General features: G+C 59.6%; 16 protein-coding genes. 1 reads left to right on the top strand and 15 read right to left on the bottom strand.

The features are described from left to right. Positions 1–233: 233 nt before the first annotated feature. The 10 genes from DW024_RS05985 to DW024_RS05940 all read right to left on the bottom strand — a co-directional run bounded on the left by DW024_RS05985 (position 234) and on the right by DW024_RS05940 (position 11,821). The gene (locus DW024_RS05985; protein ID WP_118377217.1) at positions 234–701 is read right to left on the bottom strand and encodes a YfcE family phosphodiesterase; all 468 of its coding nucleotides are present in this window, start codon (positions 699–701) and stop codon (positions 234–236) included. Positions 702–797: 96 nt separating this feature from the next. Next, a complete protein-coding gene (locus tag DW024_RS05980) occupies positions 798–1,514 on the bottom strand; it encodes a LytTR family DNA-binding domain-containing protein (protein WP_006235156.1) in 717 nt (238 codons plus the stop codon). Between the two features lie 72 nt (positions 1,515–1,586). Continuing rightward, the gene (locus DW024_RS05975) at positions 1,587–2,930 is read right to left on the bottom strand and encodes a histidine kinase (protein ID WP_118377216.1); all 1,344 of its coding nucleotides are present in this window, start codon (positions 2,928–2,930) and stop codon (positions 1,587–1,589) included. Beyond that, the gene (locus DW024_RS05970) at positions 2,927–4,114 is read right to left on the bottom strand and encodes a glycosyltransferase (protein ID WP_117803913.1); all 1,188 of its coding nucleotides are present in this window, start codon (positions 4,112–4,114) and stop codon (positions 2,927–2,929) included. The genes DW024_RS05975 and DW024_RS05970 overlap by 4 nt, the downstream gene beginning before the upstream one ends. A gap of 171 nt (positions 4,115–4,285) precedes the next feature. Next, positions 4,286–5,545 (bottom strand): MFS transporter, encoded by a 1,260-nt coding sequence (locus DW024_RS05965; protein ID WP_118377215.1) that lies wholly within the window; start codon positions 5,543–5,545, stop codon positions 4,286–4,288. 101 nt (positions 5,546–5,646) lie between these two features. Further along, entirely contained in the window at positions 5,647–6,591 is a 945-nt protein-coding gene (locus DW024_RS05960; protein WP_118377214.1) for a zinc dependent phospholipase C family protein, read from the bottom strand. 92 nt (positions 6,592–6,683) lie between these two features. Next, positions 6,684–7,418 carry a LytTR family DNA-binding domain-containing protein gene (locus tag DW024_RS05955; RefSeq protein ID WP_118377213.1) on the bottom strand — a complete coding sequence of 245 codons (735 nt, stop codon included), beginning with the start codon at positions 7,416–7,418 and terminating at the stop codon, positions 6,684–6,686. Between the two features lie 39 nt (positions 7,419–7,457). Then, entirely contained in the window at positions 7,458–8,843 is a 1,386-nt protein-coding gene (locus DW024_RS05950) for a sensor histidine kinase (protein WP_233541346.1), read from the bottom strand. A 117-nt stretch (positions 8,844–8,960) separates the two neighbouring features. Further along, the gene (locus tag DW024_RS05945; protein WP_055310078.1) at positions 8,961–10,238 is read right to left on the bottom strand and encodes an amidohydrolase family protein; all 1,278 of its coding nucleotides are present in this window, start codon (positions 10,236–10,238) and stop codon (positions 8,961–8,963) included. A gap of 131 nt (positions 10,239–10,369) precedes the next feature. Next, positions 10,370–11,821 carry an APC family permease gene (locus DW024_RS05940; RefSeq protein ID WP_117629718.1) on the bottom strand — a complete coding sequence of 484 codons (1,452 nt, stop codon included), beginning with the start codon at positions 11,819–11,821 and terminating at the stop codon, positions 10,370–10,372. Between the two features lie 361 nt (positions 11,822–12,182). Between DW024_RS05940 and DW024_RS10270 the strand changes: the two genes are divergently transcribed. Next, a complete protein-coding gene (locus tag DW024_RS10270; RefSeq protein ID WP_233541345.1) occupies positions 12,183–13,217 on the top strand; it encodes a C39 family peptidase in 1,035 nt (344 codons plus the stop codon). 464 nt (positions 13,218–13,681) lie between these two features. Here the strand turns inward: DW024_RS10270 and DW024_RS05930 are convergent, their stop codons facing one another. The 5 genes from DW024_RS05930 to DW024_RS05910 all read right to left on the bottom strand — a co-directional run bounded on the left by DW024_RS05930 (position 13,682) and on the right by DW024_RS05910 (position 19,178). Continuing rightward, positions 13,682–15,136 carry a family 1 glycosylhydrolase gene (locus tag DW024_RS05930; RefSeq protein ID WP_118377211.1) on the bottom strand — a complete coding sequence of 485 codons (1,455 nt, stop codon included), beginning with the start codon at positions 15,134–15,136 and terminating at the stop codon, positions 13,682–13,684. Position 15,137: 1 nt separating this feature from the next. After that, a complete protein-coding gene (locus DW024_RS05925) occupies positions 15,138–16,487 on the bottom strand; it encodes a PTS sugar transporter subunit IIC (protein ID WP_117776361.1) in 1,350 nt (449 codons plus the stop codon). A gap of 9 nt (positions 16,488–16,496) precedes the next feature. Then, entirely contained in the window at positions 16,497–16,790 is a 294-nt protein-coding gene (locus tag DW024_RS05920) for a PTS sugar transporter subunit IIB (RefSeq protein ID WP_117648560.1), read from the bottom strand. Positions 16,791–16,836: 46 nt separating this feature from the next. Continuing rightward, positions 16,837–17,163: a PTS lactose/cellobiose transporter subunit IIA gene (locus tag DW024_RS05915; RefSeq protein ID WP_117648559.1), complete on the bottom strand. Its 327-nt coding sequence runs from the start codon at positions 17,161–17,163 to the stop codon at positions 16,837–16,839. Positions 17,164–17,282: 119 nt separating this feature from the next. After that, complete coding sequence (locus DW024_RS05910; protein ID WP_118377210.1) at positions 17,283–19,178, bottom strand: BglG family transcription antiterminator; 1,896 nt, start codon at positions 19,176–19,178, stop codon at positions 17,283–17,285. Positions 19,179–19,381 lie beyond the last annotated feature (203 nt).

Raw genomic sequence — 19,381 nt, 5'->3', positions numbered from 1 at the left:
GCACATTAAGTGCTTTCCTTTGCGTGCGGAACTCGCGACAAACTTAACCCGCGCCCGCCGGCCCCGGAGACCCTCCCTGCCGTCACATTGTTCGAGCCGTTGTTGTTGCTCGCCGCTTCGCGGCTCGGCGGCCCCGTTCTCCGCGGCGGGGGTGTCTAAGGTTTTTGTTGAAGCTCGGCCATTGGCTCAAATGGAAACGGGGAACGCATCTGCATCCCCCGTTTTTGTTGCGGTTAGTCTAGGTCAATAAACTTGGTGCTTATAATCTTGCCGTCTTTGACGAGCATTCTGGCCATGGTGGGGCCTCGGGTGCCTCGGGGGTAGCTGGCGCTGCCCGGGTTGAGAACTAGGCAGCGGCCCACTTGGGCTTCTTTGGTTACGTGGGTGTGGCCGTTGATGGCTACGTCCACCGATCCCACTGGGAGGTCTTCGCGGTAGTGGGCTACGGCGAATTTGAGGCCTTCGTAAGTAAAGAGCGCAAGACGGTCTACATCGGGGCCGTAGTCGCGGTAGCAATCGTTGTTGCCCAGTACGGCCCGCACGGGGGCGATGGTGCATAGGTGCTCGTAGTCCATCTCTGACGTAAGGTCGCCGGCGTGGATGATCAGGTCTGCGCCCTCAAGCTCATCCAAGAGCGCAGGCGATAAATAGCCGTGGGTGTCCGAGATGATGTCGATACGCTTGGCGCTTGCACTGTTCATGGGATCCCTTCCGCAAAAAACGATTCGGCAGATACATACAAAAAAGGCCCCACGGCTCCGCAGACGATGGGTCTACAGGGCTGCGGGGCCAGTGTGCTAGAGACTCAAGGCCTTCTTGAGCGGCACGACGCGGCGGCGCGAAACCGGCACGCGTTCGTCGACGCCCGTAATGCCCAGCTGGATGGCGCCCGAGGGCACCGTCTCGACGTCCGTAACGCACGCCAAGTTGACGATATAGCGGCGGTGAACACGGAAGAAGCCAAAGTCGCAGAGCTTGGCCTCAAACTGCGCCAGCGAGGTCGTCGACAAAAAGCGATCATCGACGGTATAGATGCAGGAGTAATCGTCCTTGGCCATGATAAAGCGAATGTCGTCCACGGGAATGAGCACCTTGCGGCCGCCCTTTTCCACCGGGATACGCTCGATGGTCACCTTGCTGTCCGTAACCGGCTTGGCGCGTTGCATGACCTTCTCGATCGCGCGATCCAAGCGAGCTTCCTCGACCGGCTTCATCAGATAATCGACGGCATCCACGTCGAATGCCTCGACCGCATGGTCGCTATACGCAGTCACAAACACGATCGCCGGCGGATTTTTGAGCTTATGCAGCGCCTCGGCAAGTTGCAGGCCCGAGGCACCGGGCATCGAGATATCGAGAAACACGACATCCACGCGACTTTCCATAAGCATCTCGATGGCGGAGCGGACGCTCGACGCCTCCGTGATCGTGCCGATCTTGCCCGTTTGCTCGAGCAGGAAGCGAAGCTCCGAGCGAGCCGGCGCCTCATCATCCACAATCATCGCACGCAGCATAGGGATAAAACCTTTCGTCAACTAACTACGCCGGGCATCCGTCGCATGACGTTGAGCCCGTAGCCTTTTATTTTACTCTTGAATGTCAAAGATGCTCTCTGACAAATCAAGATGAAGGAGCACTTTGGTGCCCTTGCCCGGCGCCGATTCGACACGCGTATAGGAGTGCGGCCCATAAAAGCGATGGATGCGCTCCGAAATATTGTGCATGGCCACACCGGCGCCGCCACCCTGGGGAGAGCTGGCGTCGGGACGGGCAGAGCGCTCGTCAAACAGTCTGGCGGCGGTACCCTCATCCATGCCCACGCCATTATCGGCCACGGCAATCAAGATTGCATCCTCGCCGTCTTGGTGAACGGTCACGTCGATCCTCAGGGCGTCGTCATCGCCCATACCATGACGTACGGCGTTCTCGACAATCGGCTGGATCACGAACGCCGGCACCAGCGTATCTTCCACGTCCTCGGACACATCGAACGTCGCAAGCACGCGGTCCTCGCCAAAGCGGGCCTTCTCAAAGGTAAGGTAGCGCTTGGTCTGTGCGACCTCGCGCGAGACCGGAATAAGCGATCCCGAGTTGTCGAGTGTAGCACGATAGAACGATGAGAACTCACGAAGCAGTTCGCGGGACCGCAGCGGGTCGGTGCGCGTAAACGATGCAATGGTGTTCAGCGTGTTGAACAGGAAGTGCGGGTTAATCTGCGCCTGCAGCGCACGCACCTCGGCGCGCGCCGTGAGTTCCTTTTGCACCTCGAGCTCGTGGATGGCGAGCTGCGTGGACAAGATCTCGGCAAAGCCCGAGGCAAGCGCATACTGGGTACGGTCGACGGCGCGCGGGGTCTTGTAGTAGAACTTGAGCGTGCCGACGGTACGATCGCCCACCTTGATGGGGGCGATAATGCCGGCGGGAACTTGGTTGTGCGAGCCGTCCGAGCCCACGACATCCACCATACGGTTGAACGACTGCACGATGCCATGTTCGATAACGTAGCGTGTGGCAAGCGTGTGGATGGGAGTATCGGGCAGCAGTTTTTCCTCAAACTCGCCCGCGCAGGCAAGCACGTTGTCCTCGTCGGTGATGGCCACCGTCATGGCGCGCGTCTCGGGCAAAATGCGCCGGCACACCAAACGCGCCGACTCCTGCGTCAGACCGCCCTTAATGTCCTCGAGCATGGCCGAGGCCACCGAGAGCGTCTCCTCGGTGTACTGGGAGCGCACCGAATCGGGATTGAGCGTCAAAAAGATAAAGATGCACAGAAAGATGCACAGCAGCGCGCAGGCAATCACCGTGGCGATCGGCTCGATACCGGTCACCAAGGCAAAAATAAAGTACACCAGCACGCAAATGGCGCATGCAACGGCAATGATGCGAAAGATTGATATTGAACTATCGCACTGGGCGCGGCGGTCGATCATTCGGCCCCCTCCAGGATACTGATCAGTTGTGCGTCACGCCAAAGCCCGTCCATGATCTTGGGCCAAAAGCTCTGGAAACGCAGGTAGCTTGCAGCGTTTTGGCGCGCATAGGCCTTTGCCTCGCCGATACCATGGCGCCAAATGCGCAGGTAGCCCTCATGCTCGCGGGTAAACACGCTGCGGACCATAGCGGTCTTGCGCACGCGGTCGTCGAGCTCGCGCGAAATCCACGGGCCCGGGTAGGGCATGAGCGATGCCGCCGTAACGGGGATGAGCTCCTTTTGATGCGCGGCGAACGTCAACTTGGCCCGTTCGTAGTACCAACGGTATACATCCTGCATAAAGCGCGGTGAGCGCTTTTCGGACTCCGGAGGCAGATGGCGCACGGTCCACTCGTTATCAAACCACACGTCGTAGCCAAACATACGCATGTTAAAGAGGTAATCCAAGTCCTCGCCGCGGGTGATAAACGGGTCAAAGGCCACACGCGTAAAGGCGCGGGCGTGCAGGGCCATCAGGCCGCCGCACACGTAGTTGGAGCGCGAGATGCGGGTGCCCGAGAGCGCCTTTTTCATCCAACGGTTGAACTCGATGCGCTTGGTCCACCAACGATGGCAGATGCCCGCCTTGTCCGTGGGAGCCAGCGGCGAGCCGTCGCGATCGTAGAAATAGCCGCTCTTGACCAAGATCGGCAGGCCCTGACGCGTCTGCTGACCCAGCGCGTAGGTCGCGCGCTTCATAAAGTCGGCATCGATGACAGTCTCATCGTCATCCAAAAAGATAACCGCGTCATGCCCCAGCACAGCGGCACAAGCTAGCCCCATGTTGCGGATGGCACCGTAGCCTCGCAGGCTCACGCACTCGCCCGAACCCTTAGGCGCGATCTGAGCAACCCGGTCTGCGATGCGCGAGGCCTGGGTGTTGGTGACAACGGTGACCTTGAGCGTGGGATGCGCGTCGACAATCTCGTGCACGCGCAGCGACACATCGGCTGTGGCAGAAACGGGACAGACCACCAAAAGGATGATGCGCGGGATGTCACGTACCTGCTCAAGCGAGGCCAGGCAGCGGTCGAGTTCGGGATTGTCGGCGTTGAGTCGCGTCGAATGATCATAGGTGCCAGGGGCGTTTGCGCAAGCGTCATCACCCGCCCAATACGTTGGAATCACGACCGTGGCGTTCATGCCTTACCCTCCCTGCAACACAAAAACGGGACGCCGCCAAACACAGGCGACGCCCCGCGACCTAGCTGATTCCATCATACCCACTTGGGCAAATCATTGCTCGCAAGTCGCAATGTTTATTGCGGATAACCCCAAAAGAGTACCGTGGACAGGCACAATAGCCGCTCGCTCCTATGCGGCATGCTCTGCCGCCCGAGTCATGCGGGACAGGCGGACCAGCAGCATAAAGCCAACGACCAGCAGCACACCAATGGAAAGGACGCCCAGCGACGGGTTGCCGGTCAGCGAGGTGACGACCGACACCAGGAAGGTGCCCATAACGCTTGCATAACGACCAAAGATGTCAAAGAAGCCGTAGTACTCGTTGGACTTTTCCTTGGGAATAATGCGGCCAAAGTAGCTACGGCTGAGCGCTTGCACGCCGCCCTGGAACAGGCCGACCATAATGGCAAGCACCCAGAACTCAAAGGCGGTCTTTAGGAAGAACGCGGCGAACAGCACAATGCCCATGTAGGCGGCGACCGCCACCAGAATCATGTTGAGCGTGCCCACGCGTCCGGCGAGCTTGCCGTAGATGATGGCGGACGGAAAGGCCACAAACTGCGTGACGAGCAGCGCCAGCACCAGCTGGGTCGAATCGATACCCAGAGCCGAGCCGTAGCTGGTTGCCATGGAAATGACCGTGTGCACGCCGTCGATGTAGAAGAAGAACGCGATCATGTAGACCAGCACGGTCTTGTTGTGGGCGATCTCGCGCATGGTGTGTCCGACCTCGGAGAACACACCGCCCACGATGTGGCCGATGGTGTCCTGGGGACCGCGCTCGCGACCGTACTTTTGCTTATAGGTGCGAATGAGCGGCAGGGTAAAGATGAGCCACCAGGCACCGGTAATGATAAACGACAGACGCGTTGCCAGCATGGTGGGGACGCCGAGAGCGGGGCCACCCATGATAAGCGCCAGGCAGATGATGAACGGTACGGTGGAACCGATGTAACCCCAGGCATAGCCCGAGCTGGACACGGCGTCCATGCGCTCGTCGGTGGTAATGTCGGGCAGCATGGCGTCGTAGAACGTCATAGAAGAGTTAAGGCCGATGGTGCACAGCACGTACACGGTCAAAAATGCCATGGCGGACATTGGGATAGCCTGCGCCAGGCAAAGGACCAGGCCCGTGAGGAAGAAGCCCAAGAAGAACTTGATCTTGTTGCCGGCGTAATCGGCAAGCGCGCCCAGAATGGGCATGAGCATGGCAATGACTAGCGAGGCAATCGTCTGCGCGTTGCCCCAAGCGACCACCAGGTCTGCCGAGGAAGCACCGGTATTGATGGCGTTAAAGTAGATGGGCACCACCGAGGTATTGAGCAGCACGAGGGCCGAGTTGCCCACATCGTACATAACCCAGTTACGCTCGAGCTTGGTGTATTTCATGGACAGGGCCCCTTCGTATTCGCCCGATATGCAGTTAGTTCATCGTACCCCAATTGTCCAGAGGCGCCGGTAAGGATTCGGCAAAGGGGCACGCACGAGCCCTACTCTTCGCGGTCGAACTCTTCGTCGACGTCGAGCACGCGACCGCTGTAATTGACGTGGTTGGTCACGGCTTCCATATCGCCGGTCTCGATAAAGCGGGCGACCGTGCACTCGTAATCGACCAGCGCGCGGTCAAAGACCTCGGGGAAACTCTCGTTCGAGACCTCGTCGGTAAAGGGGTTCTTCCATGCCAAGTGGCCCAGGTTGCCGGTACGCTCGGGCAGCTCGGTCGTCACACGGTGCGCAAGGCCGTCGAGCAGCGAATAATCGTGCACCAAGCCCTCGATCAGGGCAATCGCGCGCGTCTTGGCCGAACCGGCCGGCTCGATAGTGCGGTAGAGCAGCTGCATGTCGGCTACGGCGCCGGCGTACTCCCCCGCCGGGATATCGATACCGTACACGCGCCCGGCGACGTAGCTCATCAGCACGCCGGCAACACGATTGATGCGGTCGGTCGTGACGATCTCGCCCGCCGGCGGATAATCCTCGACCGTTGCCCCATCGCGCTTGAGCTGCAGCATCAGCACGTCCAGGTCGCTTTCGAGCACGGCGTGAACTTGGCTGCCCGAAGCCTCGAGCTCGGGATCGGAGTCCACAATGCCAAACTGCTGCTCGTAGACAAAGGGGTGGGCATTGCGGTCGAGCACATAGTGCGACAGCAGGCCCAGCGCAAAGGCGCGACCCAGGTTGGCATCGCGCGGCTGCAGGTGCGACACGCCGTCGCGCAGACACGAGAACTGGCGCGACATACGCGAGCGGTGCATGACCTGAGCAAGCAACGTGCAATCGGAAACGCGCGGCGTGAGCATGTGGAAGAAAAACGGGTCGGGGCCCTGGTTGCCCAGGATAAAGGCAATACGCTCCTCGTCGGACGTGATAACGCCCTGCGGAAGACGGTCGATGCTTTCCTCGCCAAACAGATGATGCGTAATGAGCGCAGGCATAATGATCCTTTCGATTTCATTCGATGCCACCCATTATGCCCACCGCGCGCCCGTGCCAAACCTGCGGCGGTAAACGGTGGCGTGCGGACCGCTTACGCAAGCCCCAGGTGCGTCTTAACCTCGGCGGCGCGACGGCGGGACACGGGCACCGTCGAGGTCACGCGATCGAACCTGAGCTCCATCAGGCCCGTGGAGCCGATCTCGACATTGTGCACGTCTTCCAAATTGACCAGATAACTGCGGTGGACACGGATAAAGCCCTCGGAGGCCAGGCGCCGCTCGAGCGAGGAAATCGACTCATTGATCAGGTATGTTCCCTCGGCGCAGACGGCGTTGCAAAAATCGGCGCGTGCCTCAAAGTAGCAGACATCCGCCACGGGAATGAACACCTTTTTACCCCCACGATCCACCGTCAGGCGCAATGGCTGGCTCGGAGCATGGACGACACGGCGAGCGCCCAGAGCGGTCTCGATCTTGTCGAGCGCCTTTGACAGGCGGGCATCCTCGACTGGCTTGACGATGTAATCGACGGCATCGAGGTTATAGGCATCGGCCGCATACTCGGCAAATGCCGTCACAAACACCACGACCGGCGGCGTCTTTAGGTTCTGCAGCGTCTCGGCAAGCTCGATTCCCGAGCGGCCGGGCATCGTGATATCCAAAAACAAGACGTCGGGCTTGTTCGACAGGATCGATTCCACAGCCTCGGTGACATTGCCCGCCTCGGCAATCTGGCCCACACGCGCATCCTTTTCCAACAGATAACGTAGCTCAGCCCTAATAGGAGGCTCGTCATCAACCACCAAGATGTTCCATCCCTCGGACATATGCGCTTCCCCTCTTTTTTCTCTCAATCCAACCGCGCGCTACACCGTCATCGGCGCCGGCTCATGCGGCTCGCCGTTCAACTCAACGATGACCTGCGTCCCCACGCCCTCCTGGGACTTCACGCGCATGCCAGAATCTTCTCCGTAAAAGAAATGGATGCGCTGAAGCACGTTGAAGAGTGCCAGGCCGCAGCCTCGCTTGATGGAGCCGTCGGCGGTAATGCTCTCGGGCTCCTCTCGACGATGCTGCTCAAACAGGTGCGCGCAGACTTCTTCGCTCATGCCGATGCCGTCATCTTCGACGATGATCTCCAGGCCGTCATCGGTCTCAAAAGCCCTAACATGAATAGTAAGCGGCTCGGTCTCGCGCTGCGCATGCTTGATGCAGTTTTCGAGCAGCGGCTGCAAGATAAACGGCGGTACCAGGCTGTCGCGCACCTCAAAGTCGATGTCGACCGAGACGCGCAGACGGCCGTCGCCATACCGGGCCTGCATAAGATTGATATAACGAGTGCCCTGTTCCACCTCATGCTCGAGCGTGGTGAGCGTATCGGAGTCAGAAAGCGTCTGACGATAGTAATTGGAAAAGTCGATCAGCAGCGATCGCGCCTTGTCGGGCTCGGTTCGCACGAGCGACACGATCGTGCTGATGGTATTGAAGAGAAAATGCGGGTCGACCTGCGACTGCAGGGCGCGCAGCTCCACGCGGGCCGTAAGCTCGTCCTGGCGCTCGAGCTCAAAGCTGGCGAGCTGCGTGGAAATAAGATCGGCAAAGCCCGAGGCCAACGCCGTCTGGCGCATATCGATGCTGCTCAGGCGGGGATAGTATAGCTCGAGCGTACCCACGCAATGCCCGCGCACGGTAAGCGGTGCGACAATACCGGCGCGCAGGCGGGGAAAATAGCCACCCGTCTCATTGGAGGCGTCGCGCGAAAATACACTCTGTTCGCCGGACTCGATCACGTTGAGCGTGGTCTTGAGCACGACCGGGGTGCCGGCAGGGCACTTTGCCGAGTCCTCGCCCCAGCTTGCCAACACCTGCTTGCCGTCGGTGAAGCAGATGGCCGAGGCGATAGTTTCGGACAGAATGATTTTGGAGGCGCCCAGGGCAGCTTCGGGCGTAAGGCCACGCGACGTGTAGGCGAATATTTTTGATGCGATGGCGAGCGTACGGTCGGTTGCGCTCGATGTGAGGTCGTCGGGGACCACAAAGACATACGAGAAAAAGAAGCACAGCATGACCAGGCCGGCAATAACGACAACGCCCGGAACGGGATTGGGATTATCGGTTAAATCCCAGATAAGCAGCAGGATAAGCGCCGGAACGACAACACCGAGCAGGATGGCCTGAACCACATGCTGGGCCGTACGAAAGACCTTGGTAGAGTTGTAGCTCTTGCCCAGAATCAGCCTGTTTAAATCCACCGTCATCCCCTCTTGTCCGTAGCACCCATAGCAATAAAGAGGGCCGCAAGCGACCCTCTCCATTGCATTATGCAATCAAAAACTGTGTTTTACATCCAGCCATCGACAAACGGTATCTTAGGCGCTGTATTTGTTGGCCTCGCCAAAGGTGCCAGCCTCGACGATCCAGCCGTCCTTCATGATGACGTCCATGTTGTCGGTGTTAAGCACGTGGATGTCGGCGGCGACGTCACCGTTGACGACCAGCAGGTCGGCGCACTTGCCGGCCTCGATGGAACCGGTCTCGTCCTCGATGTGGCACATCTTGGCACCGTTGAGGGTAGCGCAGGTGATGGTCTCGACCGGGGTGAAGCCGATCTTGTCGACAAACTCGTACATCTCCTCGATGGAGCAGGTGCCGTACGGGGTGACGAAGGAGAAGGAGTCGGAGCCGATCGTCATGACGACGCCGCGCTTCTTGGCCTCGCGCAGGCAGTCGTAGTTGCGCTGCAGCTCCTTCTCGACCAGGGTGCCCTCGTACTTGTCGTGCAGCTCGGGGACGTAGACGGGCGGATAGGTGGCGTACCAGGTGGGCAGGAAGGCGATCGTCGGCGTGAAGAAGGTGCCCTGCTCGGCCATGAGGTCCATGGTGCGCTCATCGATATCGAAACCGTGGATCAGCTGCTCGCAGCCAAAGCGAACGGAATCGTAGGCAGCGGCGTGGTTGTTGTAGCAGTGGCTCCACACGGGGATGCCGACCATCTTTGCCTCTTCGACCACGGCCTGGATCTCCTCGGAGCAATAGTGCTGGTCGCGACCGGAGTCCCAGCGCCAGATGCCGCCACCGGTAGCCCAGATCTTGATGGCATCGGGGTTCTCGCGCAGGCGACGACGGACGGCCTTGCGCAGATCCCAAGGACCATCGACCTGGTCGCCCCAGGGGTGGGATTCCTTGTTGAGCTCCTGGGTGCAGTGGTGGGAGTCGCCGTGACCGGCAACGCGGCAGAAGCCCAGGCCGGTGGCCAGAACGCGCGGGCCCTTAAAGACGCCCTTGTCGATGCAGTCACGGATCTGGATACCAAAGCGGCCGATCTCGCAGACGGTGGTGAGGCCGTGGGTGAGGCAGTCGTAGGCCTGCTTGACGGCGACGGCCTGCTTCTCGAGGAGCGGCTGCATGACCCAATCGGTGTCATCGTCGGTCAGGTTGCCCGAGAAGTGCAGGTGGGTGTCGATCAGGCCGGGAAGGACGGTCTTGCCGGCGGCGTCGATAACCTCAACGCCCTCGGGAAGGTCCTGCATAGTGCCGGCGTACTCGATCTTGCCGTTGTCGTCGACGAGAACGAGGGAGTTCTCGACCGGCTCGGCACCGGTACCGTCGATGAGCTTGCCGCCAACGATTGCATACTTAGTGGACATGGTTCCTCCTTATGGATCCATATAGTGGGCGAGGCCGTGTTGGGTTAAGGCCTCACAAAACTACCCAAGTGGTGCCGGGTTCGGTGCGCGGAAGAGAGGATCCCGCGCACCCGATCCGCCCCGGCTAGGCGTTACTTTTTGCGGGAATTGGTGAAGGCCATGAGGGCCAGGCCAATGGCCAGCCAGCCGATCACGATGCTCCACTCCACCATGTTGAGGGAGGCGGGAGAGAACGGGATCACGAGCAGGCCGATGATGACGGCGCAGGCAGCGACAGCGAGGCAGATGCCAAACTTGCCGCCGGGCACCTCGTAGGGACGAGGCAGGTCGGGCTCGGTGAAGCGCATGCGCAGGCAAGCGAGGGCGACCATGCCGCAGGAGAAGATGAAGGCGAGGGCCGACACGTTGGTCAGAGGAATGAGCATGTTCTTGCCCAGGAACGGACCGATGACGGTGATGACGCCCAGGACGACGCAGGCGAGCTTGGGAGCGCCGGACTTGGGATCGACCTCGGCGAATTTCTCGGGCAGCTGGCCCTTGCGGCCCATGGCGAGCATGATGCGGCTCGTGGCGCCGTAGAAGGAGTTCATCGGGCCCATGGGTCCAAGCGTGGCGATGACGAGCATGGCCAGGTACAGAAGCATGTTGATGCCCTTGAGGCAGGCAAGCGCGGGAACCGGGCTCTTAACAAACTCATGCCAGTCGAGGATGGTGCCGAACGAGTAGATGCAGACCATGTAGAAGCCGCCTGCGGCCAGCAGGGCTAGGGAGATGATCTTGCCGAACTTGTTCCAGTTGAGGCCCTCGGCCGCTTCCTCAGCCTGCTGAGGAATGGTGTCGAAACCGGCGTAGAAGAACGGGGTCAGAACCAGGACCGACACGATGCCGGCGAACAGGCTGGTGCCCTCGGTAGCGGGCTTGCCGCCGCCAGCGCCGGTGACCTGGGAGAACACGGGCATGGCGTGTTCCGGCGAACCGGTGAACAGCGAGACGCCCATGGCAAGCAGCATGCCGCAGAGCAGGGCCTTGGTCAGGAAGGCCTGGAGCTTGGCGGCCGAGCTGGCACCGCGGAAGTTGAGGAAGATGACGTAGACTGCAAAGCCGAGCGCGATCAGCGTCGGGAACAGGTAAACGTCGGCACCCAGGATGGTATAAAGCTTGACGGCACGCAGCCACTCAAGACCGGGCAGGCTGCCGAACATCTCGGACACGAGGGTCGAGATGGCGATTGCCTCCCACGGGCACAGGATGCCGTTGCCCAGGGCCAGGAGCCAACCGGTGATGTAGCTCAGCGTACGGCCAAAGCTACGATCGACATACTCGACGATGCCGCCCGAGATGGGGATAGCAGCCGTGAGCTCACCGAAAACAGCTCCGACGGGCACGAGGAAGATTGCACCCAAGAGGAATGCGATCATAGCGGGAACGGGACCGCCGCCCACGACCATCCAGTCGCCGACCTGCAGAACCCAACCGGTACCGATGATGGCACCGAAACCGATGGTGAAGAAGTTCCAGAGCGAAAGCGTTTTCTTCATGCCACCGTTACCTTCGACTGCAACTTCTGCGTTCTTGTCCGCCATTGTTCCCCTCCTTTCCTTATTGACGCCTCTTTGGCGTCACCCCTTGCGCGGTCTGTTTTGCCGCGCGCTTTTATTTCGTGGCTTTACAATACGGCCTTGGCACAGCAGCGCCGCTTGTGGCTCGACCGAAGGCAGAACTGCAAAACGAGCGGCGCCGTTTTTGGGACGAACGGCACGGTTTGCCGCTCATTGTTGCCGCCCGTCCGACGGGCGTACGCTCATCGGACGCATAGAGAGATGTTTTTAAGGCCGTGTGTTTTACGCCTTTCGTACCGTTTACCGAGCTTTTGACGCGCAGACCCATTTGTTGCGCATCTTTTTTGTAGGATAGACAGGTTATACATGAGACAAGGCGGTACGAATGGCATACGGATACAACGACGGTGATCGACGGCGACAAAGCGTTCGCCTTGCTGGCCGTACCACGCCGACGCCAAGAAGTGCCACGAGCAGCAATCCGCAACGCCCTCAAGAGCAACCCAGGCCTTCGTCTCGGCAGCAGACAAGCAGAACACGGCAGAGTGGCCGTCCGAGCACGGGCACAAGCGCGCAGCAAGATAGCCGCCTGGGCGCGCGCACTCGACAGCGCCAGGCCGAGGTTCCGCAACTGCGCCGCAACGGCGCGCGTCAGCCCGGCATCCATATCAACCGCTTCTTGTCGCATCCCCAAGGCGGACGCGACGGCAAGCCTTACCGCTCGACATCGTACGTGAATGCCCCCGCCCTGCCGGCTCGTCGGCTTCGCCTCGCACTGTGCTCTATCCTCACCTGTCTGGTCTTTGTGCTTATGAGCTCCTGTATGTCCCACGGCTCGGCCGGTCTCGAGCCCACCGCCGAGGACAAGCTGCTCAAGGCCCCCGTCGCGCCCGGTTATTCTTTCGCCTTTTCGACCCCGCGCTCGCAATGGCAAGCCGGCACGATGCCCCATATCTATCAGATCGACCCTGCGTGGTCGGAGCTGCCTTACGCCGGCGGCACCATCCGCCAAAATGCATGCGGGCCCACGTGCCTCACCATGGTCTATATCTTTAAGACGGGACGCACCGATATGACCCCCGTCGATATGTGCGCGCTTTCCGAGGCGGGCAATTACGCCCCCACCGGTGCAACCGAATGGTCTTTTATGACGAGCGGCGCGTGGCAGTTGGGACTTAACGGAACGGAACTCCATAACGATCGTGACTCGATGACTCAGGCGCTGCGTTCGGGAGCGCCCGTCATCGCCGCCGTTCGGCCGGGCACCTTTACCAACGTGGGCCACTACATTGTGCTTTACGGTATTGACGACGCCGACCAGATTGAAGTCTTCGACCCCAACTCGGCCAGCCGCAGCGCCCGCCGCTGGGGTGTCGTAGAGGTCCTTAACGAAGTCGAAGCCATGTGGGCCTACTACTAATCATTGGGGACAGGCTTAAAAATCATTGGGGACAGGCTTAAATGAGTGGTCGTCGGGGACAGCCTTACGGACGCCGGCCGAGAGCAGACGAAAAGGGCCATCCCGAACTGCTTGGAACTGCCAGCACGGAAAGCGCATCCTGCTTTGGGGCCCAATAGCGGGGTGCGCTTTCCGTTAGCGGCCCGTTTGGGAAACTAGGGACCGCTTTTCGACAATAATCCGGGATGCATTTTCCGATTGAGGGCCTCAAGGGAAACCGCACCCCATGTTGGACGCTCATTCTGGGATGTGCTTTCCGCAGTTGATCGATGCGGCCTTTAAGGACTGTCCCAAGCTGCCGGCAGGAAAGGAACGTCCCCAAGTGCCGGGTTTCCGCAGCCTGCAATGCTCCTCATGAACAGCCGCCTCAATAACAAAAGCCCCCGCGGCCGAAGCGGACCGCGGGGGCAACAGACCTGCAAGAGTTAACTCAAGTCCTCGCCATTTGATGCAATGACCTTTTGGTACCAGCAGAAGCTGTCCTTTCGGTAGCGATCGAACGTGCCTTTGCCCATATCATCGGCATCAACATAAACAAAGCCATAGCGCTTCTTCATCTGCCCCGTCGAGGCCGACACCAAATCGATACAGCCCCACGGCGTGTATCCCATCAGGTCAACACCGTCCTCGACAATTGCATCGCGCAGCGCAAGAATATGCCTTCGCAGGTAATCAATATGATACGCATCGTGGACTTTGCCGTCTTCCAGCGCATCGAGTCCGCCCACACCGTTCTCGGCGATAAAGAGCGGAAGATGGTAACGATCGTGGTAGCCGGCAAGCGTCACGCGCAAACCCAGCGCATCGATCTGCCACTTCCAGGCAGTCTCTTTATCCTTGAGGTACGGATTGCGCAACGTCGGGAACACGTTGCCCTCCGCCTTCTCGGCGATCACCTGATCATCGGCGCACACCAAGCGCGAGCAATAGTACGAGAACGAGATGAAGTCGACCGTATGCTCTGCCAGATACTCCGTATCGCCCGGCTCAAAGGGCACGTGAACACCCTCTTTCTCGAGTGCACGCAGCTTCCAAGCAGGATAGGCGCCCGCAGCCATCACGTCTGTGTAGAAGTAGCGGCCGCGGTCCTCCTCATACGCAAGCCATACGTCCTCGGGCGCACAACGGTACGGATAGGTCGCACCGGCAGCGACCATGCAACCCACCTTGTTTGCGGAATCGATCTTGTGCAGAATCTCGACAGCGCGAGCGCTCGCCATAAACATATGGTGCGAGAACGCCGCGGTCACGGCTGCACGGTCACGCTCATCCTCGAGCGTGACACCCGCGTTGAGATAGGACAGCGCCACGCTGTTGATCTCGTTGAACGTAAGCCAATAACGCACGAGGCCCTGGTACGCGCGTCCGACGGTCTCGACGTAGTGCGCATACCGCTCGATCATCTCTCGGCTTTGCCAGCCACCATAGCGCTCGACCAGAGCCAACGGATAGTCGTAGTGCGACAGCGTCACAAGCGGCTCGATTCCATGCTCGCGCAGTGCCTCGAATACCTGACGGTAAAACTCCAAGCCCTCGCCGTTGGGCTCGGTCTCCATCCCTGTGGGAAAAATACGGCTCCAGCAAATTGAAAGACGCAGGCACTTAAAGCCCATCTCGGCAAAGAGCTCGACATCCTCGTGCCAATGATGGAAGAAGTCGTTGCCCCAGCGGCATGGATACAGCCTGTCCGGATCGTCCACGGGCTTTTGCCTGCCAAACATTACATCCCAGCGGTCGGAACCCTGTGGGATCAGGTCGGAGTGCGACATGCCGCGGCCGCCCTCGTTCCAGCCCCCTTCGGCCTGGTTGGCGGCGAGGGCACCACCCCACAAAAAGCCCTCGGGCATACCGGCGGCAGACGTTCTGTCAAAGTAACTCATGCTACTCAGCATCCTCGGCAGAAGCTGCCGCGGCGTTCTCCTGCTCCTGAGCCAGGAGCTGGTTATCGTACACCTTAAAGAACGGGTACCAGACCACAGCCATGACCACGATCAAAACGATCGTAAACACCCAGATGCGCGGGTCGAGGCACTGGACAAAGCCCTGAACAAAGATGGGGAACGTGCCGCTCACCAAGATGTAGAAGTTAGAGACAAGACCCAGTGAGACCGCACCCCAATACAGCAGGGCCGAGATCATGCCGCCTAGCACAAACGGAATCATGAGGATCGGGTTGAAGATGATGGGCGCGCCGAAGATCGCGGGCTCGGAGATACGGAAGAAGCTCGGCACGATCGATGCCCTGCCAAATGCCTTGAGCTGCTGCGACTTTGCCCTAAACGCGCAGAGCGCCACAAAAGAGAACGTATTACCCGTGCCGCCGATGAGGTTGATGGCCAACGACATGAGCACCGGGTGGAACTCAAGCGGCTGCCCGGCAGCATAGAGCGAGGCGTTGGCGGCAAAGGCGGCAAGCGAGACCGGGGCGGTGATGGGCATTACGATCATGTTGCCGTGGACGCCAAAGCACCAAAACAGCAGCGTCATGAAGCAGATAAGCAGTGCGCCGGGCACAGAGTCAACTGCGACGGAAAGCGGGGCAGCGAGCAGCTTCTCGATAACCGAGGGGATGGACAGCGCGGGATCGATCATCTGGATCAGCAGGTTGCCGCCAAAGAAGATGAGGATGTTGGCGAGCATAGGTACGATGGCGCCAAAGGTTTCGGACAAAAACGGCGGCACGCCATCGGGCATCTTGATGGTGATGCCCTTGGTCTGGCAGAAGCGCGTGACCTCGACGGAGACCAAGGCAACGATGATGGCGGTAAACAGGCCCTGCGCACCCAGATAGGTGCAGGGGACCGCCTGGAGCACGGACTCGTCAGCAAGCTGGTAGTAGGACGACGGCGCCGCGGCGATCAGGAACATCACCAGCGAGGTCATGCCGGCGTTAAGCTTGGGCATCTTGTAGGTGCCCGCCAGGTTATAGGCGATTGCGAACGTCACGATCACCGACAGTATGCCCATCGTCATATTGAAGGGGATGAGCAGCGTGAGCTTATTGGCCGTCGCAAAATCGAGCCAAGGGCCAAAGACGGACCAGAACCCGCCCTGCGCCACCAGGTCGGCCGTGACCGGCGGGTTGGCGAGGATCATAAAGACGGCAGATACCAAGATGAAGCTGATCGCGCTCATAAAGCCCTTTTGCATGGAGGCAAAGTGGCGCTCGGTGCCACAGAAATTGGCGATAGGGGTCAGTTTTTCCTGAAGCAGGGTCATGAACTTCTCCATGGTTGCCTCCTAACCCAACAGCGACTGGGCGAGTGCCAGCACGTTGGCGGCGTTGCCCATGCCGTAGTCCTGTGCGGGGATGACCGCGGTCGGCTTACCGCTCCCCTGCTTGACGGTGTTGAGCTGGTAGGACACCTGCGGCCCCAAGAGCAGCACGTCATAATTGGCGCACGTCTCCTGATACTCGCCGATACCCACCGCATCGATATCGAGCTCGATGCCGTTTTGCTCCGCATATTTCTCGAGTTTCTTCATCAGAATGCTTGTAGACAGACCAGCTGCGCAAACAAGAAGGATCTTCATAAGGGATTCCCTTCGCATTGATTGGTTGGATAGTCACCGCACGCCGCTAGGCGTTCTTGGTTGCAGTGCACTCATACAGGCAGATCAGCTCCTGCACGAGCTCCTGAGCAAGCATGGAGCACATGAGGTGGTCCTGAGCATGGACCAGCAACACATCCACCGACAGATGCTCGCCCGCTGCCTCAGTCGAAAGCAGCTGCGTTTGGATGTGGTGAGCCTTGATTCCCGCATCCTTTGACTGCTTCATGAGTTTGGCGGCGGCGTCAAAATCCCCCGCTTTTGCCTTTTCAAGGGCTTCGAAGGCAAGGCTGCGTGCCTCTCCCGCTGCAGCGACCAGCTGAAACGAAACCATCTCGGTTCCCTGATCGTCCATAACGGTCTCCTCTCCCGTGATGTTTGGTTTGTACTTGAATATTCGAAACGCCTATCTCCCGCCCGCAATCCTCGAGGTTTATTGCAGGTAGACAGACAGGGTTATCGACAAAAGAAGTCTTAAGCCGTATGCGCTTGCACAAGCGCCATCAGCTCATGCCAGGACCGGCGCTCGCGTAGGCGCTCGACCCCCTGGCGGTCCATAAAGATCTCGGCGAGCAGTGAGCTCAAAATCCGCGCCTCATCGCCGCCCGACCGGGCAAACGACACCATAAAGACGATATCGACCTCATGGCCGTATTCGTCCCAAAGAATGGGATGTTCGAGCAGGCCCACGGTAACAAAGGCCTCGGCGCTCAAGGGATGCATCCCATGGGGCATGGCTACCCCATTGCCAAACGAGGTGGCACTCGCGCTCTCGCGCTCGGCGACCTCTTGGGCAAACTGGGCATCGACACGGCCGCTCTCGACGGCGCGCTCGGAGAGATATCGGAGAACGGCCTGCTTCGACGACGCCTCAACGCGGTTGAAGAACAGGGCACGGCTAAAGAAAGAGCTTACGGAGTCCGATTGCGCAGTGTCGTCGCTCAGCACCTTGCGGATAGCGTTGACATCGCTCGTCTCCAAGAAGAAATCGGCCTCGCGGACGGGCACGGGCAACTTGACGTTGAGCGGCACCGTTGTGAACACGTAGTCGATGTGCGAAAAATCGAACGTTCCCACGCGGGCGACATCGCATGTCTCAATCGAATCGATATACATGCCAAACTGCTTGCGGTACTGGTGCTCGAGCATACGGGCGCTTCCCGCTCCCGAGGCGCACACGATCAGGATGCGCTTGCGACGCGGCTGGTCGGCTTGCTGCTCGAGGGCCAGGGCAAATGCCATGGCGATGTAGCCGAGCTCTTCATCAGAGGGCTGGCTGCCAAAATGACGCTCGAGTACCTGCGAGGTGCCAGCTGCCATCGAATAGGCCAACGGAAACCTCGTCTTGATATCGGGCAGCATGGGGTTATCCATATGCATGTGATATTCAAGGCGATAGCCCAGAGGGCCGATATGCCGAGCAAGGTTCATGCGAAGTTCAAGATCGCCGCTAAAGTCAAACCTAAACTCATCGTTGACCGCACGTACCATCTCGGAAGCAATCTCCCACATCTCGTCCGAGATAACGGCAGAGCCCTTCTCGGGCACGCCCGTGCCCCTGCCGAGCAAATGGATTGCGATAAAGGCAACCTCTTCTCGGGGCATGCTCACGCCCAGGGCATCCTTGATGTTTGCGGCAATCTGGAAAGCCGCGGCGTATTCGCGCGTTCCCTCCAGTTTTTGAACGTCCGATTCTGCAGCTGGGACATAGCAGCCCTGCTCGATGCGGCCAAGAGCAATGTAAAGATGCATGATGAGATTGCGGGATGCCAGCGAGCTCACCGTGACGGGCGAGGCCGTCAGGGCATCGTCCACACATGCGGCGATGGCCCGCAGGCGCTCGGCGAGCTTTGCATCGTCGGCGTCGGGCAACACGGGCCTCACCAGCGAGGCCAGGCACAGGCGCCGTTGTGACTCCCCGCCCGCAACGCGGATTCCGTAGCGTGGGCGCTTTTCGAGCGTTAAGTCAAATTGGGCGAGTTTCTGCTCTACCAGACGCATGTCATTGGACAGAGTTCGCGCCGAAACGTAGAGTAAATCCGCATACTCCTCAATCGTCACCCACTGGGACCGCATGAGGAGGTCGTTAAGAAGGAAGGACACACGGCCATCGCGCGTATCAGGAATGCCCGGATGGGCCAGAGCCGCACCGTCTAGCAAGCGAGCAAGCTCATCTGCACGTGCAACATCGATACGATACTGCCCCTTGCTGCCAACGATGCGTGCAACCCCTGCAAGGCTGTCGTTTGCGCGATGGATATAGTTTCTCACGGCGCGCTCGCTTACCTCGAGACGCTTGGCAAGTACCGCGACAGCGACAGGCTGAGCGTCCTCGATCATATTTACAAGCTGCTTGACGCGAGCATCCATGTCCTCCTCCTTTCCCTGCGTCTAGTCTAACGCGGTAAAGAATGACACTCCACGTCGCGCTCGTTCCGCCAACTCGGAACAGGTTGCGGGGAGTCCAGCTGAGCTATGGAGAGCCTGGGGAGAGGGCCCGAAGGCAATGCGTCGGTGTGGGATGCGCCTTCCCAGCCATTGGGCAGTCATTGGGGACAGACTTAAATGAGTGG

Source organism: Collinsella sp. AF37-9 (genome assembly GCF_003475115.1).
Lineage (GTDB): Bacteria > Actinomycetota > Coriobacteriia > Coriobacteriales > Coriobacteriaceae > Collinsella.
The sequence above is the reverse complement of the archived record's forward strand: the minus strand, read 5'-3'. Positions and strand labels throughout refer to the sequence as shown.

Excerpts from the sequence above, each read along its gene's own strand:
- DW024_RS05985 (WP_118377217.1), bottom strand. The coding sequence starts at position 701 with ATGAACAGTGCAAGCGCCAAGCGTATCGACATCATCTCGGACACCCAC.
- DW024_RS05980 (WP_006235156.1), bottom strand. The coding sequence starts at position 1,514 with ATGCTGCGTGCGATGATTGTGGATGATGAGGCGCCGGCTCGCTCGGAG.
- DW024_RS05975 (WP_118377216.1), bottom strand. The coding sequence starts at position 2,930 with ATGATCGACCGCCGCGCCCAGTGCGATAGTTCAATATCAATCTTTCGC.
- DW024_RS05970 (WP_117803913.1), bottom strand. The coding sequence starts at position 4,114 with ATGAACGCCACGGTCGTGATTCCAACGTATTGGGCGGGTGATGACGCT.
- DW024_RS05965 (WP_118377215.1), bottom strand. The coding sequence starts at position 5,545 with ATGAAATACACCAAGCTCGAGCGTAACTGGGTTATGTACGATGTGGGC.
- DW024_RS05960 (WP_118377214.1), bottom strand. The coding sequence starts at position 6,591 with ATGCCTGCGCTCATTACGCATCATCTGTTTGGCGAGGAAAGCATCGAC.
- DW024_RS05955 (WP_118377213.1), bottom strand. The coding sequence starts at position 7,418 with ATGTCCGAGGGATGGAACATCTTGGTGGTTGATGACGAGCCTCCTATT.
- DW024_RS05945 (WP_055310078.1), bottom strand. The coding sequence starts at position 10,238 with ATGTCCACTAAGTATGCAATCGTTGGCGGCAAGCTCATCGACGGTACC.
- DW024_RS05940 (WP_117629718.1), bottom strand. The coding sequence starts at position 11,821 with ATGGCGGACAAGAACGCAGAAGTTGCAGTCGAAGGTAACGGTGGCATG.
- DW024_RS10270 (WP_233541345.1), top strand. The coding sequence starts at position 12,183 with ATGGCATACGGATACAACGACGGTGATCGACGGCGACAAAGCGTTCGC.
- DW024_RS05930 (WP_118377211.1), bottom strand. The coding sequence starts at position 15,136 with ATGAGTTACTTTGACAGAACGTCTGCCGCCGGTATGCCCGAGGGCTTT.
- DW024_RS05925 (WP_117776361.1), bottom strand. The coding sequence starts at position 16,487 with ATGGAGAAGTTCATGACCCTGCTTCAGGAAAAACTGACCCCTATCGCC.
- DW024_RS05920 (WP_117648560.1), bottom strand. The coding sequence starts at position 16,790 with ATGAAGATCCTTCTTGTTTGCGCAGCTGGTCTGTCTACAAGCATTCTG.
- DW024_RS05915 (WP_117648559.1), bottom strand. The coding sequence starts at position 17,163 with ATGGACGATCAGGGAACCGAGATGGTTTCGTTTCAGCTGGTCGCTGCA.
- DW024_RS05910 (WP_118377210.1), bottom strand. The coding sequence starts at position 19,178 with ATGGATGCTCGCGTCAAGCAGCTTGTAAATATGATCGAGGACGCTCAG.